The sequence below is a fragment of the Streptomyces sp. NPDC001407 genome, assembly GCF_042895325.1.
Classification (GTDB): Bacteria; Actinomycetota; Actinomycetes; order Streptomycetales; family Streptomycetaceae; genus Streptomyces.
Genome location: NZ_JBIAWF010000012.1, coordinates 107,931 through 128,915, shown reverse-complemented (window position 1 = coordinate 128,915; position 20,985 = coordinate 107,931). Strand labels below are relative to the sequence as shown.

Annotated in this window: 17 protein-coding genes and 1 pseudogene; 5 read left to right on the top strand and 13 right to left on the bottom strand. The window is 72.1% G+C overall.

The window, feature by feature from the left end; genetic code table 11:
* Positions 1 to 77 precede the first annotated feature (77 nt).
* Positions 78 to 1,112 (top strand): VCBS repeat-containing protein, encoded by a 1,035-nt coding sequence (locus tag ACFY1P_RS18385; RefSeq protein WP_361526105.1) that lies wholly within the window; start codon positions 78 to 80, stop codon positions 1,110 to 1,112.
* 66 nt (positions 1,113 to 1,178) lie between these two features.
* On the opposite strand, the gene ACFY1P_RS18380 is transcribed toward ACFY1P_RS18385, so the two are convergent.
* The 5 genes from ACFY1P_RS18380 to ACFY1P_RS18360 all read right to left on the bottom strand — a co-directional run bounded on the left by ACFY1P_RS18380 (position 1,179) and on the right by ACFY1P_RS18360 (position 6,475).
* Entirely contained in the window at positions 1,179 to 2,426 is a 1,248-nt protein-coding gene (locus ACFY1P_RS18380) for a hypothetical protein (RefSeq protein ID WP_390751126.1), read from the bottom strand.
* Between the two features lie 107 nt (positions 2,427 to 2,533).
* Complete coding sequence (locus tag ACFY1P_RS18375) at positions 2,534 to 2,875, bottom strand: hypothetical protein (protein WP_361526100.1); 342 nt, start codon at positions 2,873 to 2,875, stop codon at positions 2,534 to 2,536.
* A gap of 32 nt (positions 2,876 to 2,907) precedes the next feature.
* On the bottom strand, positions 2,908 to 3,177 hold the full coding sequence (locus tag ACFY1P_RS18370; RefSeq protein WP_361526097.1) for a hypothetical protein: 270 nt from the start codon (positions 3,175 to 3,177) through the stop codon (positions 2,908 to 2,910).
* A 202-nt stretch (positions 3,178 to 3,379) separates the two neighbouring features.
* The gene (gene acnA, locus ACFY1P_RS18365; RefSeq protein ID WP_390751125.1) at positions 3,380 to 6,094 is read right to left on the bottom strand and encodes an aconitate hydratase AcnA; all 2,715 of its coding nucleotides are present in this window, start codon (positions 6,092 to 6,094) and stop codon (positions 3,380 to 3,382) included.
* Positions 6,095 to 6,304: 210 nt separating this feature from the next.
* Positions 6,305 to 6,475, bottom strand: a complete 171-nt coding sequence (locus ACFY1P_RS18360) for a hypothetical protein (protein ID WP_361526091.1) — start codon at positions 6,473 to 6,475, stop codon at positions 6,305 to 6,307.
* A 321-nt stretch (positions 6,476 to 6,796) separates the two neighbouring features.
* Between ACFY1P_RS18360 and ACFY1P_RS18355 the strand changes: the two genes are divergently transcribed.
* On the top strand, positions 6,797 to 8,326 hold the full coding sequence (locus ACFY1P_RS18355) for a UDP-N-acetylglucosamine 1-carboxyvinyltransferase (protein WP_361526090.1): 1,530 nt from the start codon (positions 6,797 to 6,799) through the stop codon (positions 8,324 to 8,326).
* 40 nt (positions 8,327 to 8,366) lie between these two features.
* Positions 8,367 to 8,543, top strand: a complete 177-nt coding sequence (locus tag ACFY1P_RS18350) for an Rmf/CrpP fold protein (RefSeq protein WP_361526087.1) — start codon at positions 8,367 to 8,369, stop codon at positions 8,541 to 8,543.
* A gap of 8 nt (positions 8,544 to 8,551) precedes the next feature.
* Here the strand turns inward: ACFY1P_RS18350 and ACFY1P_RS18345 are convergent, their stop codons facing one another.
* Both ACFY1P_RS18345 and ACFY1P_RS18340 read right to left on the bottom strand, forming a co-directional pair.
* Positions 8,552 to 8,980 (bottom strand): RidA family protein, encoded by a 429-nt coding sequence (locus tag ACFY1P_RS18345; RefSeq protein WP_361526086.1) that lies wholly within the window; start codon positions 8,978 to 8,980, stop codon positions 8,552 to 8,554.
* Positions 8,977 to 10,101 carry an acyl-CoA dehydrogenase family protein gene (locus ACFY1P_RS18340; protein ID WP_361526085.1) on the bottom strand — a complete coding sequence of 375 codons (1,125 nt, stop codon included), beginning with the start codon at positions 10,099 to 10,101 and terminating at the stop codon, positions 8,977 to 8,979. The genes ACFY1P_RS18345 and ACFY1P_RS18340 overlap by 4 nt, the downstream gene beginning before the upstream one ends.
* Positions 10,102 to 10,242: 141 nt before the next feature.
* On the opposite strand from ACFY1P_RS18340, the gene ACFY1P_RS18335 reads away from it, so the two are divergent.
* Both ACFY1P_RS18335 and ACFY1P_RS18330 read left to right on the top strand, forming a co-directional pair.
* The gene (locus tag ACFY1P_RS18335) at positions 10,243 to 11,883 is read left to right on the top strand and encodes an AMP-binding protein (RefSeq protein ID WP_390751124.1); all 1,641 of its coding nucleotides are present in this window, start codon (positions 10,243 to 10,245) and stop codon (positions 11,881 to 11,883) included.
* A complete protein-coding gene (locus tag ACFY1P_RS18330; RefSeq protein WP_361526080.1) occupies positions 11,876 to 12,712 on the top strand; it encodes a PaaX family transcriptional regulator C-terminal domain-containing protein in 837 nt (278 codons plus the stop codon). Before ACFY1P_RS18335 ends, ACFY1P_RS18330 begins: the two co-directional genes overlap by 8 nt.
* 15 nt (positions 12,713 to 12,727) lie before the next feature.
* Here the strand turns inward: ACFY1P_RS18330 and ACFY1P_RS18325 are convergent, their stop codons facing one another.
* The 6 genes and pseudogenes from ACFY1P_RS18325 to ACFY1P_RS18300 form a co-directional block, all read right to left on the bottom strand.
* Positions 12,728 to 14,986, bottom strand: a complete 2,259-nt coding sequence (locus ACFY1P_RS18325; RefSeq protein WP_390751173.1) for a bifunctional salicylyl-CoA 5-hydroxylase/oxidoreductase — start codon at positions 14,984 to 14,986, stop codon at positions 12,728 to 12,730.
* Between the two features lie 2 nt (positions 14,987 to 14,988).
* Positions 14,989 to 15,816, bottom strand: coding sequence for an enoyl-CoA hydratase family protein (locus ACFY1P_RS18320; RefSeq protein WP_361526077.1), 828 nt, complete (start codon positions 15,814 to 15,816; stop codon positions 14,989 to 14,991).
* Positions 15,817 to 16,441: 625 nt separating this feature from the next.
* Positions 16,442 to 17,443, bottom strand: coding sequence for an ornithine carbamoyltransferase (gene argF / locus ACFY1P_RS18315; RefSeq protein WP_361526502.1), 1,002 nt, complete (start codon positions 17,441 to 17,443; stop codon positions 16,442 to 16,444).
* A gap of 75 nt (positions 17,444 to 17,518) precedes the next feature.
* Positions 17,519 to 18,775 (bottom strand): arginine deiminase, encoded by a 1,257-nt coding sequence (locus ACFY1P_RS18310; RefSeq protein ID WP_390751123.1) that lies wholly within the window; start codon positions 18,773 to 18,775, stop codon positions 17,519 to 17,521.
* Between the two features lie 102 nt (positions 18,776 to 18,877).
* Positions 18,878 to 20,125, bottom strand: a pseudogene (locus tag ACFY1P_RS18305) (AAA family ATPase); the annotation flags it as partial.
* A 178-nt stretch (positions 20,126 to 20,303) separates the two neighbouring features.
* A complete protein-coding gene (locus ACFY1P_RS18300) occupies positions 20,304 to 20,984 on the bottom strand; it encodes an NUDIX hydrolase (RefSeq protein WP_390751122.1) in 681 nt (226 codons plus the stop codon).
* Position 20,985: the final 1 nt, after the last annotated feature.

Below are 20,985 nucleotides of genomic sequence, written 5' to 3'. Positions count from 1 at the left end.
GTGAAAGATCATGGAGTCTCTGCGGCGGGCCCGGACCGGGCCCGCCGTTCTTCACCTGAGACCTCCTGGAGACCCACGTGGCTCGACTCCCCGGCCGTACGCGCGCCGCGCGTCGCATCGCGACCGCGGCCATAGCCGCCGCCGTGCTCGGCACCACCGCCGGCACGGCCATGGCCGACGGCCCCTCGGCCGCTCCCGCCCAGGGCGCGGCCAAGTCGGCGGCCAAGCTCGCCGCCGACACCTCCGCCAAGCACCGCTCCGAGGCGCTGCGCGGCGAGGCGAAGTCCGGCGACTACCCCAAGTCGGGCGCGCAGGCCCCCAGGTCCGCCGCCCCGCGCCTGGCCGCCCCGCGCAGCAAGGTCAAGGCCGACGGCCCGTCCGTCGACGCCCCGTTCTTCCCGCTGAGCGCCGTCAACAACGACGACCTCTACTTCTACTGGCCGGACGGCAAGGGCGGCATCACGCCCAAGGAGTTCGTCACCGGCAACTGGGGCAGGATCAACGCCGCGGCGCGGGTCGACAACGACCGGGACGGCCTGAGCGAGGCCCTCTACGTCCGGGACAACGACCAGAACATCATCTACGCCACCGCGAACAACTCGAAGGTCGTCGCGGACGACTGGGGCCAGTACGACCAGTTCATCTCCCCGGGCAACCTGGGCGGCGCGGGCGAGTCCGACATCCTGGTCCGTGACCGCGAGGGCGTCCTGTGGCTCTACCTCGCCTACCCCGACGGCACCCTGACGGGCCGTAAGAAGGTCGGTCCGGGCTGGGGCCAGTACACCGAGATCCAGGGCCGCGGCGACCTCACCGGTGACGGCAAGACCGACATCGTCGCGCGCGACAAGGACGGTGTGCTGTGGCTCTACAAGGGCACCGGCGACTACACCAAGCCCTTCGAGACCAAGCAGCGCATCGGCGGCGGCTGGAACCAGTTCAACAAGCTGGCGGCCACCGGTGACGTGGACCAGGACGGCAAGGCCGACCTGATCGCCCGCGACAACGACGGTGCCCTGTGGCTCTACCGCGGCACGGGCAAGGCGTCCCAGCCGTTCGAGACCAAGGTCAAGATCGGCAACTCCGGCTGGAACCAGTACCGGATGCTCTTCTGATGGCGCGTCACTTCAGGTGACCTCCGCGCGGCCCGGATCGAAGTGATTCCGGGCCGCGCCCCGCCCTCACGCGGTGCGGCGGCGACGCAGGGCCAGGCGGACCAGTGACCGCACGGGCCGCCCCAGGGCCAGCGCCAGACCGGCGACGGGCAGCGTGAGCAGCACGATCTGGAGGCACGCCGAGACCGTGCCGAGGACGGGGAAGCCGGCCGTGCCCGCCCGTGTCACCAGCAGGCCGGCCGTCCGCCAGTCGGAGCGCAGCAGTTGGGGCAGGTTGACGAGCACCATGCCCAGCTGGAGGGTGAGGGCCGGCACCAGGAACATGACCCACACCGCGACGACGACCTGCGGCCACCGCTTGAGCGCCCGGAGCCGCTCGTCCTGCGGGCGGCGGAGCACGAAGCGCTTCAGGATGGGCCCGATGTATTTGAAGAGGTCGGGGATGCCGACCAGGTCCGCGACGATGTAATAGCCGTCGAAGCGCAGCGTGGGAAGAAGCTGCTGGATCATTTCCAGGTGGACGGAGAGGATCGCCACCAGGAGCAGCGGGTTTCCGGTCGGCACGTACAGCGCGAGCAGGCCGAGGACGAAGAGCGCGTTGAAATAGACGCCGCCCAGGTCGGCCCGGATCCGCCCGGCGCGCCCCAGGCGGTAGGAATCGGTGATGTCGGTGTAGAAGGCGGGCCACACCAGATAGATGCCGCATCCCATCGCACCCGGCCGGGCGCCTCCGTAGCGGCAGGCCGCGCCGTGGCCCATTTCGTGGAACACGCAGGAGGCGATGGCCAGGAGGACGACGAGCAGCACGTCGGCCGGGGACGTCAGGACCGCCCGCAGCGCGGCTCCGCTGTCCTGGGTCATCCACAGCCACACCTCGCCGCCGGCGAACGTGCCGAGGGCGGCGAGCACCGGCACCGGGTGGAACAGCCAGGCGAACAGCCCGGAGAGGAACCATGTGACGCGCCGCGGCAGCACGGCCAGCCGGAAGCGGAAGGCGAGGAAAGGGTCGCTCTTGCGCGTGGGCGGGGGCGGTGAGCCGTCGCTGTAGGTCGTCAGGCCGAGCGGGACGAGCTTCTTGTCGATGAGGTAGACGATGTGTTCCGCGGTGAAGCCCCGGCCCGTCTCCCGGCTGAGCTGCTCGGCGACGCGCTCCAGTGGCTGCCCGTCGAGTGCGCGGGCGAGTTGGTAGAGCAGGGCCGGCAGGCGTACGACCTGCCCGTCCGGGCGGCAGACCAGGTGGGGCGGCTCGCGGTATCCGGAATCCTCGAACTCGCCGACCAGTTCCGTGCCGGGCACCAGCGCGGGCAGTGACATGGGCGCTCTCCGTAGGGGGACAGAGTGCGGGGGAGGACCGGGCGCGCCCGGTCCTCCCCCGTGCGTACGACGTGCGGGTGGCGCGCGTACGACGGACCGTCAGACGGTCAGTGGCTGGAGATGGCCGCCGGGGTGCAGGTCACGGTGGCGGCGGGGTTCTCGGAGCCGAGGCCGAGCGAGCCGAGGAGGCCCGGGGTGCCCTGCCGGTCGATGGACTGGCAGTTGGACAGGATCGTGGTGCCGTGGTCGCTCGGCGGCACGGCGACGAGGTTGCCGCCGCCAGCGGCCGTGGCGGAGCTGCTGCTGGAGCTGCCGGCGCCCGCTCCGGCGCCGCCGCCGTCCGGGTCGCCGAAGCCGAGCGGGGTGGCCATGATGCCCATGACGGTCCGCTCGGGCAGCACCTCGCCCGCCACGTCGGCGAGTTCCTCGAAGCTGATGGTGTTGTCCATTCCATTCCCCTTCTGTAAGTGCCTGAATTGGCTCAATGACTGGAGATGGCCGCGGGAATGCACGTCGTCGTATAGCCGGGATCCCGGGAAGCGAGTCCCAGGAAGACGAGGAGCGGAGGACTTCCCGCGTTCTGCCGGTACTGGCAGGCGTAGGCGACCGTCGTGCCGTGGTCGGACTTCACCATGGCCGGGTAGACCGGCTGGTCGGATCCCGCCGACAGCACACTCGACAGCACGAGCCGCTGGGGAAGCTCCTCGCCCGAAAGGCAGGCGAGCTCCCCGAAAGTGATGGCGGTTCCCATAGCAATTTCCCTCCCTGGGGAGCGACATCGTCCCGGCATCGACCCCTGTCGGAGACTAACCAGGAATGGAATGGCCAACACTTTCCCAACCCCCCGATCACCCTTACGAGTTGGGAGAGCCTCACGGGGTTGTCGAAAACGCGGCGAGGGCCGCACCCCGTACGAGACGGGGTGCGGCCCTCGATCGGCCTTGCGGAGCCGCTTACTTGCGGATCAGCGAGCGCAGCACGTACTGCATGATGCCGCCGTTGCGGTAGTAGTCGGCCTCACCGGGGGTGTCGATGCGGACGACCGCGTCGAACTCCACGCCGGTGTCGGTGGTGACCTTGACCGTGCGCGGGGTGGTGCCGTTGTTCAGCTCCTCCACGCCGGTGAAGGAGAAGGTCTCCTCGCCGGTCAGGCCGAGCGACTCGGCCGAGGCGCCCTCGGGGAACTGCAGGGGCAGGACGCCCATGCCGATGAGGTTCGAGCGGTGGATGCGCTCGTAGGACTCGGCGATGACGGCCTTGACGCCGAGCAGCGCGGTGCCCTTGGCGGCCCAGTCGCGGGACGAGCCGGAGCCGTACTCCTTGCCGGCCAGGACGACCAGCGGGATGCCCTGCTCGATGTAGTTGCGCGAGGCGTCGTAGATGAACGACACCGGGGCGTCGGCCTTGGTGAAGTCGCGGGTGAAGCCGCCCTCGGTGCCCGGCGCGATCTGGTTGCGCAGGCGGATGTTGGCGAACGTGCCGCGGATCATGACCTCGTGGTTGCCGCGGCGCGAGCCGTAGCTGTTGAAGTCACGGCGCTCGACACCGTGCTCGGTGAGGTACTTGCCGGCCGGGGTGTCGGCCTTGATGGCACCGGCCGGGGAGATGTGGTCGGTGGTGACCGAGTCGCCCAGCTTCGCCAGGACGCGGGCGCCGGCGATGTCGGAGACCGGGGTGGTCTCCATCGTCATGCCCTCGAAGTACGGGGGCTTGCGGACGTAGGTGGACTCGGCGTCCCACTCGAAGGTGTTGCCGGTCGGGATCGGCAGCGCCTGCCACTGGGCGTCGCCCGCGAAGACGTCCTGGTAGGACTTGTTGAACATGTCCTCGCCGATGGCGTTGGCCACGACGTCGTTGACCTCGGCCTCGGAGGGCCAGATGTCCTTGAGGAAGACCGGGTTGCCGTCGGTGTCGGTGCCCAGGGCGTCCTTGGTGATGTCCACCTTCATGGAGCCCGCGATGGCGTACGCGACGACCAGCGGCGGGGAGGCCAGGTAGTTCATCTTGACGTCGGGGTTGATCCGGCCCTCGAAGTTGCGGTTGCCGGAGAGCACCGAGGTGACGGCCAGGTCGTGCTCGTTGACGGCCTTGGAGACCTCCTCCGGCAGCGGGCCGGAGTTGCCGATGCAGGTGGTGCAGCCGTAGCCGACGAGGTTGAAGCCGACCTTGTCGAGGTAGGGGGTCAGGCCCGCCTTGTCGAAGTAGTCGGTGACGACCTTGGAGCCCGGGGCGAGGGTGGTCTTGACCCACGGCTTGCGGGTAAGGCCCTTCTCGACCGCCTTCTTGGCCACGAGCGCGGCGGCGACCATGACGTAGGGGTTCGAGGTGTTGGTGCAGGAGGTGATCGCGGCGACGGTGACGGCGCCGTGGTCGATCTCGTACGTGCTGCCGTCGGGGGCCGTGACCGTGGTCGGGCGGCTCGGGACGCCGTTGGTGGAGGCCGGGGCGTCGGAGGCCGGGAAGGACTCCTTGCCCGCCTCGTCGTCGTCCTCGACGTAGTTGCGGACGTCCAGCGCGAACTGCTGGGCGGCGTTGGCCAGGACGATGCGGTCCTGCGGGCGCTTCGGGCCGGCGATGGAGGGGACGACGGTTGCGAGGTCCAGCTCCAGCTTCTCGGAGAAGTCCGGCTCGGCGGCCGGGTCCAGCCACAGGCCCTGCTCCTTGGCGTACGCCTCGACGAGCGCGACCTGCTGCTCGGAGCGGCCGGTGAGCTTGAGGTAGTTCAGCGTCTCGCCGTCGATCGGGAAGATCGCGGCGGTGGAGCCGAACTCCGGCGACATGTTGCCGATGGTGGCGCGGTTGGCCAGCGAGGTGGCGGCGACGCCCTCGCCGTAGAACTCGACGAACTTGCCGACGACGCCGTGCTTGCGCAGCATCTCGGTGATGGTGAGCACCAGGTCGGTGGCGGTGGTGCCGGCGGGCAGCTCGCCGGTCAGCTTGAAGCCGACGACGCGCGGGATGAGCATGGAGACCGGCTGGCCGAGCATCGCGGCCTCGGCCTCGATGCCGCCGACGCCCCAGCCCAGCACGCCGAGGCCGTTGACCATGGTGGTGTGCGAGTCGGTGCCGACGAGGGTGTCGGGGTACGCCTGGCCGCCTCGGACCATGACGGTGCGGGCCAGGTGCTCGATGTTCACCTGGTGGACGATGCCGGTGCCCGGGGGGACGACCTTGAACTCGTCGAAGGCGGTCTGGCCCCAGCGCAGGAACTGGTAGCGCTCCTTGTTGCGGCCGTACTCCAGCTCGACGTTCTGGCCGAAGGCGTCCTTCGTGCCGAACTTGTCGGCGATGACGGAGTGGTCGATGACCAGCTCGGCCGGGGCCAGCGGGTTGATCTTCGCCGGGTCGCCGCCGAGCTCCTTGACGGCCTCACGCATGGTGGCGAGGTCCACGACGCAGGGCACGCCGGTGAAGTCCTGCATGATCACGCGGGCCGGCGTGAACTGGATCTCCTGGCTGGGCTGGGCCTGCGAGTCCCAGTTGCCCAGCGCGCGGATGTGGTCGGCGGTGATGTTCGCGCCGTCCTCCGTGCGGAGCAGGTTCTCCAGCAGCACCTTCAGGCTGTAGGGAAGGCGCGCGGCGCCCTCGACCTTGTCCAGCCGGAAGATCTCGTACGACTCGTCGCCCACGCGCAGCGTGCTGCGGGCGTCGAAGCTGTTCGCCGACACGACAGTCTCCTTCATGCATGAATTCGCGTACTGCGGCAATCCTGCCGTCACGGGTTCGCGCCAATCCGCTAAGGTGTGCCTTAGTTAGGCATGCCTTACTGGCGCGACAGCGGTACGCCTCTCGGCAGATATCTCGATGTCGAGATAACTCTAGTACATCGCCGCGTCACGGTCATGTCCCGGCTGGCCCCGATACGCCCCGGCAGGCCGTCACCGGTCGTCGTCGGCGTCGTCCCGGGCGGCGCGCGAGCCCGCCTCCTCCTGCCGGCCGCGCTGCCGCTCCTGCTGGTGCTGGCGCTCCTGACGCTCCTGCTCCTTGGCGCCGAGCGTCTCCTCCGTCATGTCGTCCACGTACCGCGGGTCGCGCTCCCTGTCGGTCATGCCGGCCCTCCTCGACGAGGTGGATCAGGCGGGTCAGGCGGGTCGCCCCCGCCCCGATCAGCGTGGCACGGGGGCCTCCGGGTGCGCATGTCGGGCGGCCCCGCCCACCGGAGGACCGGCCACCCCGGCGCACGGAGGCGAGCACCCGCTCGCGACGGCATGCGATGCGCCCGGCGGGTGGGAAAGGAGCGGCGGCGGTGTCTGGTCGCGCGTCACACGGGGAAGGCAATGACCGTCAGGAATACGACACAACACGACAGCTCGGCGGCAGGTCAGAGCCCCCACAGGAAGAAATCTCATATCTGAGATACCGTCTGACTCATGACAGACGCCTACCTCGCCCGCATCGGCAAGCTCATCCGTGACGCGCGGCAGCACCGCGGCTGGACACAGTCCCAGCTCGCAGACGCCCTCGGCACCAGCCAGAGCGCCGTCAATCGCATCGAGCGGGGAAATCAGAACATCAGCCTTGATATGATCGCCAGGATCGGCGAGGCGCTGGACAGCGAGATCGTCTCCCTCGGATACGCGGGACCCATGCATCTGAGGGTCGTCGGCGGCCGCCGTCTCTCCGGCGCCATCGACGTCAAGACCAGCAAGAACGCCTGTGTGGCGCTGCTGTGCGCGACGCTCCTCAACGCGGGCCGCACGACGCTGCGCAGGGTCGCCCGGATCGAGGAGGTCTACCGCATCCTGGAGGTCCTCGGCAGCATCGGCGTCCGGGCCCGCTGGATCAACGACGGCAACGACCTGGAGATCGTCCCGCCCACCGAGCTCGACCTCGCGGCGATGGACACCGAGGCCGCCCGCCGCACCCGCAGCGTGATCATGTTCCTCGGGCCGCTGCTGCACCGGATGGACCACTTCAAGATCCCGTACGCGGGCGGCTGCGACCTCGGCACCCGGACCGTGCAGCCGCACATGACGGCCCTGCGCCACTTCGGCCTCGAGGTCACCGCCACCGACGGCACCTACCACGCGCAGGTCGACCGTTCGGTCGCACCCACCCGGGCGATCGTGCTGACCGAGCGCGGCGACACCGTCACCGAGAACGCGCTGCTGGCCGCCGCCCGCCACGACGGCGTGACCGTCATCCGCAACGCCAGCTCCAACTACATGGTCCAGGACCTCTGCTTCTTCCTGGAGGAGCTCGGCGTCAAGGTCGAGGGCATCGGCACCACCACCCTCACCGTGCACGGCGTCGCCACCATCGACCGGGACGTCGACTACGCGCCCTCCGAGGACCCGGTGGAGGCCATGAGCCTGCTGGCCGCCGCCGTCGTCACCGAGTCCGAGCTGACGATCCGCCGCGTCCCCGTGGAGTTCATGGAGATCGAGCTCGCCGTCCTGGAGGAGATGGGCCTCGACCACGAGCGCAGCCCGGAATACCCGGCGGACAACGGCCGCACGCGCCTGCTCGACCTGACCGTGCGCCCCTCCAAGCTGCGGGCGCCGATCGACAAGATCCACCCGATGCCGTTCCCCGGCCTCAACATCGACAACGTGCCGTTCTTCGCGGCCATCGCCGCCTCCGCGCAGGGCCAGACCCTCATCCACGACTGGGTCTACGACAACCGCGCCATCTACCTCACCGACCTCAACCGCCTCGGCGCCGACGTCAAGCTCCTCGACCCCCACCGCGTGCTCGTCGAGGGCCCGACCCGCTGGCGCTCCGCCGAGATGATGTGCCCGCCCGCGCTGCGCCCCGCCGTGGTCGTCCTGCTGGCGATGATGGCGGCGGAGGGCACGTCGGTGCTGCGCAACGTCTATGTGATCAACCGCGGCTACGAGGACCTCGCGGAGCGGCTCAACTCGATCGGCGCGCAGATCGAGATCTTCCGCGACATCTAGGACGGCCCGGACGCGACGGATCTGAAAGGGAGTGACCGGCGTGGCGACACGTGCCGATCTGGTGGTGGCCCTCAAGGAGGGGCGGCTGGCCTTCGAGCTCGGGGAGGGGACGGGCGACTGCCCGTACGGCCCCGGGGACCCGCTGCGGGCCGCCTGGCTGCGCGGGTTCGCCGCGGCCCGCGAGGAGCGGGCGGCCGAGGAGGAGCACGGCGGCTGACGGCCCGGCTACGGCAGTACGGCGATGCCGTCCAGCTCGACCAGCGCCGCCTCGTCCCAGAGCCGGGTCACGCCGATGACCGCCATGGCCGGGTAGTCCCGGCCGGCCGACCGGCGCCAGATGCGGCCGAGTTCGGCGGCGTGGGCGCGGTAGGCCGCGACGTCGGTGGTGTGGACGGTGACCCGGGCGAGGTGGTGCGGTGCGCCGCCGGCGGCGCGGAGCGCGGCGAGGAGGTTGGCCAGCGCCCGCGCGAACTGCTCCGGCAAGCCGCCCGGCACCACCGCCCCGGCACCGTCGAGCGCCGTCTGCCCCGCGAGGAACACCAGCCGCCCGCCGGTCGCCGTCACCGCGTGCGAGAAGCCGGAAGGGGGCGAAAGCTCGCCGGGGTTGACCCGGCACAGGGCGCCGTCCGGATCCGGCGCGGGCGGTGGGTTCATCGGTAGAGCTCCTTCGCGATGACCGTGCGCTGGACCTCGGTGGCACCTTCGTAGACGCGCGGGGCGCGGACCTCGCGGTAGAGGTGTTCGAGGAGGTGGCCGCGGAGCAGCGCGCGGGCGCCGTGGATCTGGACGGCCGCGTCCACCACGTACTGCGCGGTCTCCGTGGCGAACAGCTTGGCCATCGCCGAGCGGGCCGCGACGCCGGGCTCCCCCGCGTCGAGAGCCGCGGCCGCCGCGTACACCAGGAGGGCCGCGGCCTCGGTCCGGGTGGCCATCTCGGCGAGCTGGTGGGAGACGGCCTGGAGGTCCTTCAGCGGGCCGCCGAACGCCCGGCGTCCGCCCGCGTGGTCCACGGCCGCGCCGAGCGCGGCCCGTGCCATGCCGACGGCGAACGCCCCCACGCTCGGCCGGAACACCTCCAGCGTGCCCATGGCGACGCGGAAACCGCCGCCCACCTCCCCGACGACGTCCTCCGGCTCCGCGCGGACCCCGTCGAAAGTGAGCGTGCCGACCGGGTGCGGGCTCAGCATCTCCAGCGGACGCCCGCCGAGGCCCGGCCGGCCACCGGGGACCAGGAAGGCGGTGATGCCCCGGGAGCGGGCGCCGGGTCCGGTACGGGCGAAGACGGTGTGCAGGTCGGCGTCGGGCGCGTTGGAGATCCAGCACTTCTCCCCGGTGAGCCGCCAGCCGCCACCGTCGGGCTCGGCCCGCAGCTCCAGGGCGGCCGCGTCCGACCCCGCCCCCGGCTCGCTCAGCGCGAACGCGGCGACGGCGCGGCCCGCCACCACCTCGGGCAGCCAGCGCGAGCGCTGCGCCTCGGTGCCGTAGCGGGCGACCGGCGCGGCACCGAGACCCTGGAGGGCGAGGGCCGTCTCGGCCTCCGTGCACTCCATGGCGAGCGATTCGCGCAGCAGGCACAGGTCCATGGCGCGTACGTGCCGGTCCGCCGGGAAGAGCCGGGCCAGGAGCCCGAGTTCACCGAGGGCGGCGACGAGCGGGCGGTTGACCCGGCCGGGCTCGCCCGCGGCGGCGAGCGGCCGCAGCCGGCGCGCGGCGAGGGCCCGCAGCTCCGCGCACCAGGCACGCTGTCCCGGGTCGAGGGCGAACGAAGGGGGCACCGGCGACCTCCCTCCCGGTCTGCTCGGTCGCTTATCGCGCTGTGTTGACTGCCGTCACCAACTCGCTACGCTGACAGCGGATCCCTGCGGCTGGCAAGACCCCGTCCCTCCCATTCCTCGGCACGAGGGGGCGCCTCGGCGATGGAGCTCGAGCCGTCGGCCCATGTCGACACCTTCCCCCGCGACCACCTCCCGCCCGCGGGCCAGTGGCCCGTGCTCCGCTTCGACCTGGCCGGCTCTCCCCCGCTGCGCTACCCCGCCCGGCTCAACTGCGGTGCGGAGCTGCTGGACACGACGGTGGACCGGCTGGGCGCTGACCGGCCCGCGGTGCTCGACCGAGCGGGCGGCGGCTGGTCGTACGGGGAACTGAGCGGGCACGTCGACCGGATCGCCCACACGCTCACCGGCGACCTCGGTGTGGTGCCCGGCAACCGCGTGCTGCTGCGCGGCCCCACCACGCCCTGGCTCGCGGCCTGCTGGCTGGCGGTGATGAAGGCGGGGGCCGTGGCGGTGACCGTGCTCGCCGCGCACCGCCCGCAGGAGCTGGCGACGGTCTGCGAACTCGCCCGGATACGGCACGCGTTGTGCGACAGCCGGTCGCTGGCGGACCTGGAACGGGCGTCCGTGGCCTCCTTACGGGTCACGCCGTACGGCGGAAGCACACCCGGCGACCTTCTGCGGCTGGCCGCGGACAAACCCTCATCGTACGCACCGGTCGCGACCTCCGCCGACGACGTCGCCCTGATCGCCTTCACCTCCGGCACCACCGGACGGCCCAAAGGCTGCGTCCACTTCCACCGGGACGTGCTCGCGGTCGCCGACACCTTCTCCGCGCGGGTGCTGCGGCCCCGCCCCTCGGACGTCTTCGCGGGCAGCCCGCCGCTCGGCTTCACCTTCGGGCTCGGCGGCCTGGTGCTCTTCCCGCTGCGGGCGGGCGCGGCGGCGCTGCTCGCCGACTGGCACGGCCCCGAACGACTGCTGGAGGACATCGAACGGCACGGCGTCTCCGTGCTGTTCACCGCGCCGACCGCCTACCGCGCCATGCTCGCCCGGCTGGGCGCCTACGACACCTCGTCCCTGCGCCGGTGCGTCTCCGCGGGCGAACACCTGCCGGCCGCGCTCTGGCACGCCTGGCGGCGGGCCACCGGCCTGCGGCTCATCAACGGCATCGGCGCCACCGAGATGCTGCACATCTTCATCTCCGCCGCCGACGAGGACGCGCGGCCCGGCACCACCGGCCTCCCGGTGCCCGGTTACGAGGCACGCGTCGTCGACACGGACGGGCGGCCCGTGCCGGACGGCGAACCGGGACTGCTGGCCGTACGCGGCCCCACCGGCTGCCGCTACCTCGCCGACGACCGGCAGCGCGCGTACGTGCGGGACGGCTGGAACCTCACCGGCGACACCTATGTCCGCGAGCCCGACGGCTACTTCCGCTACGTCGCCCGCGCCGACGACATGATCGTCTCGGCAGGCCACAACATCGCGGGCCCCGAGGTCGAGGAGGCGCTGCTGCGCCATCCCCACGTGCTGGAGGCGGCCGTCGTCGGACGGCCGGACGAGCGGCGGGGCGAGGCCGTCGTCGCCCATGTGGTCCTGCGGGCGGGTGTGCCCCGCACCGCGGAAACCGTCGAGGCGCTGCGGGAGTTCACCAAAAAGGAGATCGCCCCGTACAAGTGCCCTCGCGAGATCGAGTTCCACGATGCCCTGCCCCGCACGCCCACCGGCAAGCTGCAGCGCTTCCGACTGCGTACCGGAGCTTTACAGTTTCCCCGTGACTGACCAGCAACCACCCCATACTCCCCGGTCCCTCATCGTCACTTTCTACGGCGCGTACGGACGCACGCGCGCCGAACAGCCGGGCCGCACCGTGCCGATCGCGGCACTGATCCGGTTGCTGGCCACCGTGGGCGTGGACGCGCCCTCGGTACGGTCCGCCGTCTCACGGCTCAAACGCCGCGGGCTGCTGGTCGCGGGCCGCACCCCGCAGGGCGCGGCGGGATACGGGCTGTCCGACGCGGCCCGGCAGCTGCTCGACGACGGCGACCGGCGCGTCTACGGCCGCGCGGCGACGCGCCCGGCGTCCGGCTGGCTGCTGGCCGTCTTCTCGGTGCCCGAGGAGGAGCGGCACAAGCGGCACCTGCTGCGCTCCCGGCTGGCCCGGCTGGGCTTCGGCACCGCCGCGCCCGGGGTGTGGATCGCGCCCGCGCACGTCCACGAGGAGACCCGGCACACCCTGGAGCGCCTCGAACTGTCCCGCTACGTCGACCTGTTCCGCGGCTGCCACCTCGGCTTCGAGCCGACGGCGGAGGCGGTGGCCCGGTGGTGGGACCTGGAGGCGCTGGCCGGCCGGCACCGCGGCTTCCTGGCCGCGCACGAGCCCGTGCTCCACCGGTGGGCGCGGCGCCGGACCGTCCCGCCACAGGAGGCGTACCGCGACCACCTCCTCGCCCTGGACTCCTGGCGCCATCTCCCCTACGCGGACCCGGGCCTGCCGCCTTCCCTGCTCCCGGCGGACTGGCCGGGGGTGCGGTCCGCGCGCGTCTTCGCGGGGCTGCACGCGCGTCTTCGCGCGGCGGGGGCACGGTTCGTGGACGCGGCTCTGGCGTGAGCCGGGGGGTGCGGCCTACGTCCCCCGCCCCGTGGGCGGCTTCCGGCTGCCCGCGCGGTACTGGGGCGGCCAGGGCGCGGACGCGCCCTCGTAGCCCTGTTCCGCGGCCGCGTGCAGCGTCCAGTGCGGGTCGTAGAGGTGGGGGCGGGCGAGGGCGCAGAGGTCGGCGCGGCCCGCGAGGATCAGGGAGTTGACGTCGTCCCAGGAGGAGATGGCGCCCACCGCGATCACCGGGACGCCCGCCTCGTGGCGGATCCGTTCGGCGAACGGCGTCTGGTAGGAGCGGCCGTAGGCGGGCTGTTCGCCGGGGACGACCTGGCCGGTGGAGACGTCGACTGCGTCGGCGCCGTGACCGGCGAAGGCGCGGGCGATCCCGACGGCGTCCTCGGCGGTCGTCCCGCCGTCCGCCCAGTCGGTGGCCGAGATCCGCACGGTCATGGGCCGGCCGGCGGGCCAGACGGCCCGGACCGCGTCGAAGACCTCCAGGGGGTAGCGCAGCCGGGCGGCGAGGGTGCCGCCGTAGGCGTCGGTGCGCCGGTTGGTGAGCGGGGAGAGGAAGCTGGAGAGCAGATAGCCGTGCGCGCAGTGGAGTTCGAGGAGGTCGAAGCCGGCGCGGGCGGCGGCTTCCGCGCTGCGGACGAACTCCTGCCGTACGGCGGCCATTTTGGCGGTGGTCAGCGCCTCGGGCACCTGGTTGACGCCGGGCCGGTAGGGCAGTGCGGAGGGGGCGACGACGGGCCAGTTGCCGTGCGGCAGCGGCTGGTCGATGCCTTCCCACTGGCGCCGGGTGGAGCCCTTGCGTCCGGAGTGGCCGAGCTGGACGCCGATGGCCGTGCCGGGTGCCTGAGTGTGGACGAAGTCGGTGATGCGGCGCCAGGCACTCTCGTGCTCCGGTGCGTACAGGCCCGTGCAGCCGGGAGTGATGCGCCCGCGGGGGCTGACGCAGACCATCTCGGTCATCACCAGCCCGGCGCCGCCGAGGGCGCGGGCACCGAGGTGGACGAGGTGGAAGTCGCCGGGGGTGCCGTCGACGGCGGAGTACATGTCCATGGGCGAGACGACGACGCGGTTGCGCAGGGTCAGCCCGCCCAGCCGGAAGGGGGTGAACATCGGCGGGGTGCCTGGCGGTATGCCCGCCTCTTCCTCCACCGAGGCGACGAAGTCCGCGTCGCGCAGGCGGAGGTTGTCGTGGGTGACGCGGCGGCTGCGGGTGAGGAGGTCGAAGGCGAACCGGCGGGGCGGCCGGCCCACGTGGACCGCGAGGTTCTCGAACCATTCGAGGCTGGCGCGGGCGGCCCGCTGGGTGGACTCCACGACCGGGCGGCGCTCGGCCTCGTACGCCGCGAGCGCCTCCGGGACCGAGGCGGCCCGCTGGAGGTGGGCGGCGAGGGCGACGGCGTCCTCGACGGCGAGCTTGGTGCCCGAGCCGATGGAGAAGTGGGCGGTGTGGGCGGCGTCGCCGACGAGCACGGTGTTGCCGTGGGACCAGCGGGCGTTGGTGACCGTGCGGAAGGCGGTCCAGGCGGAGCGGTTGGCGCGCAGGGTGCGGCCCTTGAGGAGGCCGGCGAAGTAGGCGCCGCACCGCTCGGCGGAGGCGGCCTCGTCACAGCGGTCGAGCCCGGCGCGCCGCCAGACCTCCTCGCGCATCTCGACGATGACGGTGCTCGCGCCGGGCCCGTCGGCCGTGGGGCGGGCGTAGGGGTAGGCGTGGAGCTGCATCAGGCCGTGCTCGGTCTCGGCGATCTCGAAGCGGAAGGCGTCGAGCGCGAAGTCGGCGGAGAGCCAGATGTAGCGGCAGCGGTGCGTGGTGAGGGCGGGGCGGAAGTGTTCGCGGTGGGAGTCGCGGGTGATGCTGTGCACGCCGTCGGCGGCGATGACGAGGTCGTGGGAGGAGGCCAGTTCGGCGGCGGGCGGTGCCTCGGTGCGGAAGCGGAGGCCGACGCCGAGCTCGCGGCAGCGGGCGTGGAGGAGCTCCAGGAGCCGGTGGCGGCCGAGGGCTGCGAAGCCGTGGCCGCCGGAGGTCAGGGTGCGACCGCGGTGCACGATGTCGATGGCGTCCCAGCGGACGAACTCCTCGCACAGCGCGGCGTGGACGGCCGGGTCGGCGGTCTCGATGCCGCCGAGTGTCTCGTCGGAGAGGACGACCCCGAAGCCGAAGGTGTCGTCGGGGGCGTTGCGCTCCCAGAGGGTGATCCGGCTGTCGGGGGCGAGACGTTTCAGCAGGGCGGCGGCGGTGAGTCCGCCGGGGCCGCCGCCGATGACCGCGACCCGCATGCTCACCGCCCGCGCCAGACCGGCGGCCGCTTCTCGGTGAACGCGGCGTGGAACTCGGCGTAGTCGGCGCTGTTCATCAGCAGCGCCTGGGTGGCGGCGTCGAGTTCGACGGCCGCGGCGAGCGGCATGTCGAGCTCGGCGGTGAGCAGGGCCTTGGTCTGGGCGTGGGCGAGTGCGGGGCCGTCGGCGAGGCGGCGGGCGAGCGAATGCGCCGCCGCGGCCGCCCCGCCCTCGTCGGTCAACTGGGTGACGAGGCCGATGCGTTCGGCCTCGTCGGCGCGCACGGGCTCGCCGAGCATCAGCAGCCGGGTCGCGTGGCCGAGGCCGACGACGCGGGGCAGGAGGTAGGCGGCGCCCATGTCACCGCCGGAGAGGCCGACCCGGGTGAAGAGGAAGGCGAAGCGGGCGGTGGGGTCGGCGACGCGGAAGTCCGCGGCGAGCGCGAGGACGGCACCGGCGCCCGCGGCGACGCCGTGCACGGCGGCTATCACGGGGAACGGGCACTCGCGCAGGGCGCGCACGACCTGTCCGGTCATCCGGTTGAAGTCGAGGAGGCGGCCGGTGTCCATGGCCAGGGTGGCGCCGATGATCTCGTCGACGTCACCGCCGGAGCAGAAGCCACGGCCCTCGCCGCCGAGGACGAGGGCGCGTACGCCGCCGTCGCGGGCGAGCTCGGGCAGCAGGTCGCGCAGGTCCGCGTAGGCGCCGAAGGTGAGGGCGTTGAGCTTGTCGGGGCGGGAGAGGGTGACGGTGGCGACGCCGGAGTCGACGGCGAGGCGCAGGTGATGCCATTTCCCCGTGCGGGGGGCGGAGCCGGTGAACGGGGCCATGGGGCGGACTCCTTCAGCCAGGGGGCTGGTGCCTGCTCCGTGAAGTTATCACCGGGTTGTGACTGTCGTCACGGCCACGCGATAGGGCAGGCTGCTGCCCCTGCTTCTGGGTGCGGGTTTCTTCTCGGGCTCGCGTTTTGAAACTGGGGGCAAGCCCCCAGACCCCCTGACCGCGCTTCGCGCGGTGGCCTCAAGCGCCGGCCGGGCTGGGTGTGTGGTGGGTGCCGGGGGTGGGGCCTCCGGGCTGGGGACGCTTTCCGCTGGGTGCGGGGCGCCTTTTGGGTGCCGGTTGTCTGCGCCTGCGGCGGGCGGCCTCAAGCGCCCGCCGGGCTTCGGTTGTGGTGGGTGCCGGGGGCGGCGCCTCCGGGCTGGGGACGCTTTCCGCTGGGTGCGGGGGCGCTTTTTGGGTGCGGGTCCGTTGCGCCTGCGGCGGGCGGCCTCAAGCGCCGGCCGGGCTTCGGTTGTGGTGGGTGCGGGGGTGGGGCCTCCGGGCTGGGGACCTGGAGCGCGGTGCGGGCACCCTTCTGCGTTTTGGGTGCCGTCAAGTCGCACCGCGTTCCAGAACCCCACCCTCCGGCCCCACCCCCTCCCGCCGGAGGGCGACATCGGGTTGTGGGACGCGCCTTCAGTCCGCCAGCGTTGCCACCAGTACCGCCTTGATCGTGTGCATGCGGTTCTCCGCCTGGTCGAAGACGACCGAGTGGCTGGACTCGAAGACCTCGTCGGTCACTTCCAGCGACGTCAGGCCGTGGCGCTCGTGGATCTCGCGGGCTACCGTCGTGCCGAGGTCGTGGAAGGCCGGCAGGCAGTGCAGGAACTTCACCGCCGGGTTGCCCGTCGCGCGCAGCACGTCCATGGTGACCGCGTACGGCGCCAGCAGCGCGATCCGCGCGTCCCACACCTCCTTGGGCTCGCCCATGGACACCCACACGTCGGTGGCGACGAAGTCCGCGTCGCGCACGCCTTCGGCGACGTCCGCGGTGAGCGTGACGCGCGCCCCGCTCTTCGCGGCCAGCCGCCGGGCCTCGGCGATGATCTCCGGGGCGGGCCAGAGCTCCTCGGGTGCCACGATGCGGACGTCCATGCCGAGGATCGCGCCGGTGATGAGGTAGGAGTTGCCCATGTTGTAGCGGGCGTCGCCGAGATAGGCGTAGGCGACGTGCTCCAGCGGCTTGGCCGTGTGCTCGGACATGGTGAGCACGTCGGCGAGCATCTGGGTGGGGTGCCACTCGTCGGTGAGCCCGTTGAAGACCGGCACGCCCGCGTACGCGGCGAGCTCCTCCACCACGTTCTGGCCGTGGCCGCGGTACTCGATGGCGTCGAACATCCGGCCGAGGACGCGGGCGGTGTCCCGCACGGACTCCTTGTGGCCGATCTGCGAGCCCGCCGGGTCGAGGTAAGTCGTGCGGGCACCCTGGTCGGCGGCGGCGACCTCGAAGGCGCACCGGGTGCGGGTGGAGGTCTTCTCGAAGACGAGCGCGATGTGCCGGCCCCGGAGCCGCTGCTCCTCGACGGCCGTCCGCTTCGCCGCCTTGAGCTCGGCGGCGAGCTCGACGAGACTGCGGAACTCCTCGGCGGTGAAGTCCGTTTCCTTGAGGAAGTGGCGTCCCTTGAGGTCTGTCGCCATGGGATGGGCTCCTAGCTCACGACTGCGGGAAATCGGAAGTATATACGATCGAACGCATGGCCATGCAGTGCTGCCTCAGCTCCGGACGACCGCGTCCCGTTCGATGGGGCAGCTCATGCAGCGCGGCCCGCCCCGGCCCCGGCCGAGCTCGCTGCCGGGGATGGTGATGACCTCGATGCCGTGCTTGCGCAGATGGGTGTTGGTCGTCGCGTTGCGCTCGTAGGCGATCACGACGCCGGGCTCGATCGCCAGCACGTTGCAGCCGTCGTCCCACTGCTCGCGCTCCGCCGCGTGCACGTCCTGCGTCGCGGTCAGCACGCGGATCGAGTCGAGGCCGAGCGCGGCGGCGATCGCGCGGTGCATGTGCTCCGGCGGGTGGTCGGTGACCTTCAGCTCGCGCTCGCCCACGCCCGGCTCGATGGTGTACGAGCGGAGCATGCCCAGCCCGGCGTACTGCGTGAAGGTGTCGCCGTCCACCATCGTCATCACGGTGTCCAGATGCATGAACGCGCGCCGCTTCGGCATGTCCAGGGCCACGATCGTGCGGGCGGAGCCGGTGGCGAAGAGCCGGTGGGCGAGCATCTCCACGGCCTGCGGGGTGGTCCGCTCGCTCATCCCGATCAGCACCGCGCCCTCGCCGATGACGAGCACGTCACCGCCCTCGATCGTGGACGGATAGGCGGCCTGCCCCTCGGACCAGACGTGGAAGCCGCTCTCCTCCGCTCCCCGGTCGAAGCCGGCCGTGAAGAGCGGGTGGTGGCGGTAGATCGCCTCGTAGTGCACGGTCTCGTGCCAACGGGCGGGCCAGCGCATCGCGTTGACGCACACCCCGTCGTAGATCCAGGCGGAGGTGTCCCGGGTGAAGAGGTGGTTGGGCAGCGGGTCGATCAGGAAGTCGTCGAGCTCCATCGCGTGGAAGCGCACCGAGACCGGCTCCGGGTAGCGCTCCAGGAACTCCCGTTTGGTCATCCCGCCGACCAGCCAGGAGCCCAGTTCGGGGGCCCGCATCCCGTCGAACGCGGCCCGCAGCCGGCCCGTGGCGAGCGGCCCGTACTCCTTCTCGTCGAAGACCCGGTCCAGCACGTGGGAGCGCGCCCCCGGCACCGCCAGGCTCTCCTCCAGCAGGTCCTGGAAGAAGTGCACCGCCACCCCGCGCTCGCGCAGCACGTCGGCGAACCCGTCGTGCTCCGCGCGCGCCCGCCGCACCCAGAGCACGTCGTCGAAGAGGAGCGCGTCCTTGTTGGACGGGGTCAGCCGCTTGAGCTCCAGGCCCGGGCGGTGCAGTATGACGCGGCGCAGCCGCCCGGCCTCGGAGTCGACATGGAATCCCATCCCTCCATCCTGGCCTGGATCACCTGAGATCACGCGGTGCACCACGACGGAACATCATCGCGGCGGACTTCACCGGCCGGTGGAGGCCGGTGCGGGGCCGGGGGGCGGCTCGTGCGCCCCGGCCGGCGGCCCGGCGGCGAGCGGCCGGGCCGGCTCGTACCAGACCTGCTCGGCGGGTACGTCCACGAGCTCGCGCTCGGGCCAGCGCAGGGCCGTCATCCTGCCGCCGAACACGGCTCCCGTGTCGAGACAGATGGTGTTGTTCAGCCAGCCGGCCGAGAGCATCGGAGTGTGGCCGTAGACCACGGCGGCGCGGCCGCGGTAGTCCTCGGCCCACGGACCGCGCACCGGCAGGCCGAACTCGTCGGTCTCCCCCGTCGTGTCGCCCCACAGCGCGTGCGAGCGGACCCTGCCGGACGTACGGCCGTGATACTTCTCCGGCAGCCCGGCGTGGCAGACGACGAGGTCGCCGCCGTCGAGGACGTAATGGCTGACCAGGGAGGCGATGAACTCCCCGGCCCGCTCGCGGAACGCGTCGTCCTCCCGGTCGAGCTGCTCGACCGTCTCGGCCAGGCCGTGGGCGATCTTGACCTTGCGGCCCTCGAGGTACCGGCCGAGTTTGTGTTCGTGGTTCCCGGACACGCACAGCGCGTGCCCGGCGGCGACCATGCCCATGACCAAGCGGAGCACGCCGGGGCTGTCCGGGCCCCGGTCGACGAGGTCGCCGACGAAGACGGCCGTACGCCCCTGCGGGTGCGCGGCGTCCACCGGGCGGCCCGCCTCGTCGCGGGTGAGGGCGTAGCCGAGCCGGGTCAGCAGGGTCTCCAGTTCAGAGCAGCAGCCGTGGATGTCACCGACGATGTCGAACGGGCCGGTGAGGTGGCGCAGGTCGGTGGAGCGGCGCTCGCGGACGATCCCGGCGGACTCCGCCTCGACGGCGCCCCGCAGGACGTGCACCGTGCGGAATCCCTCGCGCTCCACATGCGCCGGCGAGCCGGGGTCCAGGACGATCGCGACGGGCGGGACGTCGTGCTCACGCGCCAGCCGTACCAACCGCTGACGGCTCTCCGGCCCGGCGCCGGTCGCGTCGACGACGGTGAGCCGCCCGGCCGCGAGGCGCTTGGCCGCGATGTACTCCAGCACGTCGAAGGCGTCGGCACTGGCGCTCCGGTCGGTCTCGTCGTCGGCGACCAGGGCGCGGCAGAAGTCCGGGGAGAGCACCTCGGTGGGCGCGAAGTGTCGTGCGGCAAAGGCGGATTTGCCCGGTCCGGTGGCGCCGATGAGCACCACGAGGCAGAGATCGGGCACACCGAGGGTGCGGACGCTGCCGTCCGCGGAGTTCGCGGTCATGCGGACCTCGCCTTGCCGGCGCTCTGGTGCGGCGGGAGCGCCAGGCCGACGGCTGGAGCTACTGGGGTGCCTGTGGCGTCGGTTATCGGGAACACATCACTGAGTATCACCGCAGTCGTACGGTCCCCTCTCCTCTTTTTCCGCTCAGCGATCTTTTCCGTTCAGCGATCCCACCGCCTCACAGCACGCCGCCGCCCAGCAGGCCACGCAGCCGCGCGCGGGTCAGGGCCGCGATCGTGAAGGCGCAGGTGATGGTCCCGTCCGCGATCATCGTGGCCACCTCCGGCCACGGCAGGGTGACCGCCCGCCGGATGCCCTCGGCGGCTTCGAGGGCCCCGACACGCTCTACGCGGGCCGCGTACAACTCGACGTGATCACCCAGCAGTCCGCTGTCCGGATGGACCCGCCCCAGCGGGATCAGCTCCGTGGGCGGGGTGCCGAGCTCCTCGGCGAGCTCGCGTGCGGCGGTCTCCGCGCCCGAGGCTCCGGGCAGGCCCATGCCGCGCGGCACTTCCCAGTGCCAGGCGCGGGTGGCGTGCCGGTAGTGCTCCACGAGAACGACGCCGTCGGTGCCCACCAGGGGAAGGATCACGGCGCCGGGGCCGGTGGCGGTGGACAGCATCCGTACGTACAGCCCCAGCGAGCCGCCGGGGAAGCGGACCGCGTCGCGTACGAGCGTGACGAACCGGTCGGCGTACACCACGCCGACCTGCTCGTCCTCACCACAGCCGGCGCTCCGGCGCGCCTCCTCGACGGCGTCCGGGTCGAGGAGGATGTCGATGCCCTCCGGGTCGTTGCCGAACAGCTCGGGGCGGGCGGCACGCAGGCGGTCGTACGCGGACGCGGCTTCTTCTCGCACA

Coding starts and splice junctions, on each gene's coding strand:
- ACFY1P_RS18375 (WP_361526100.1), bottom strand. CDS start 2,875: ATGGACAACACCATCAGCTTCGAGGAACTCGCCGACGTGGCGGGCGAG.
- ACFY1P_RS18320 (WP_361526077.1), bottom strand. CDS start 15,816: ATGGCCCCGTTCACCGGCTCCGCCCCCCGCACGGGGAAATGGCATCAC.
- ACFY1P_RS18335 (WP_390751124.1), top strand. CDS start 10,243: ATGGAGCTCGAGCCGTCGGCCCATGTCGACACCTTCCCCCGCGACCAC.
- ACFY1P_RS18345 (WP_361526086.1), bottom strand. CDS start 8,980: ATGAACCCACCGCCCGCGCCGGATCCGGACGGCGCCCTGTGCCGGGTC.
- ACFY1P_RS18360 (WP_361526091.1), bottom strand. CDS start 6,475: ATGACCGACAGGGAGCGCGACCCGCGGTACGTGGACGACATGACGGAG.
- ACFY1P_RS18380 (WP_390751126.1), bottom strand. CDS start 2,426: ATGTCACTGCCCGCGCTGGTGCCCGGCACGGAACTGGTCGGCGAGTTC.
- argF (WP_361526502.1), bottom strand. CDS start 17,443: ATGGCGACAGACCTCAAGGGACGCCACTTCCTCAAGGAAACGGACTTC.
- ACFY1P_RS18325 (WP_390751173.1), bottom strand. CDS start 14,986: ATGCGGGTCGCGGTCATCGGCGGCGGCCCCGGCGGACTCACCGCCGCC.
- ACFY1P_RS18355 (WP_361526090.1), top strand. CDS start 6,797: ATGACAGACGCCTACCTCGCCCGCATCGGCAAGCTCATCCGTGACGCG.
- ACFY1P_RS18310 (WP_390751123.1), bottom strand. CDS start 18,775: ATGGGATTCCATGTCGACTCCGAGGCCGGGCGGCTGCGCCGCGTCATA.
- ACFY1P_RS18370 (WP_361526097.1), bottom strand. CDS start 3,177: ATGGGAACCGCCATCACTTTCGGGGAGCTCGCCTGCCTTTCGGGCGAG.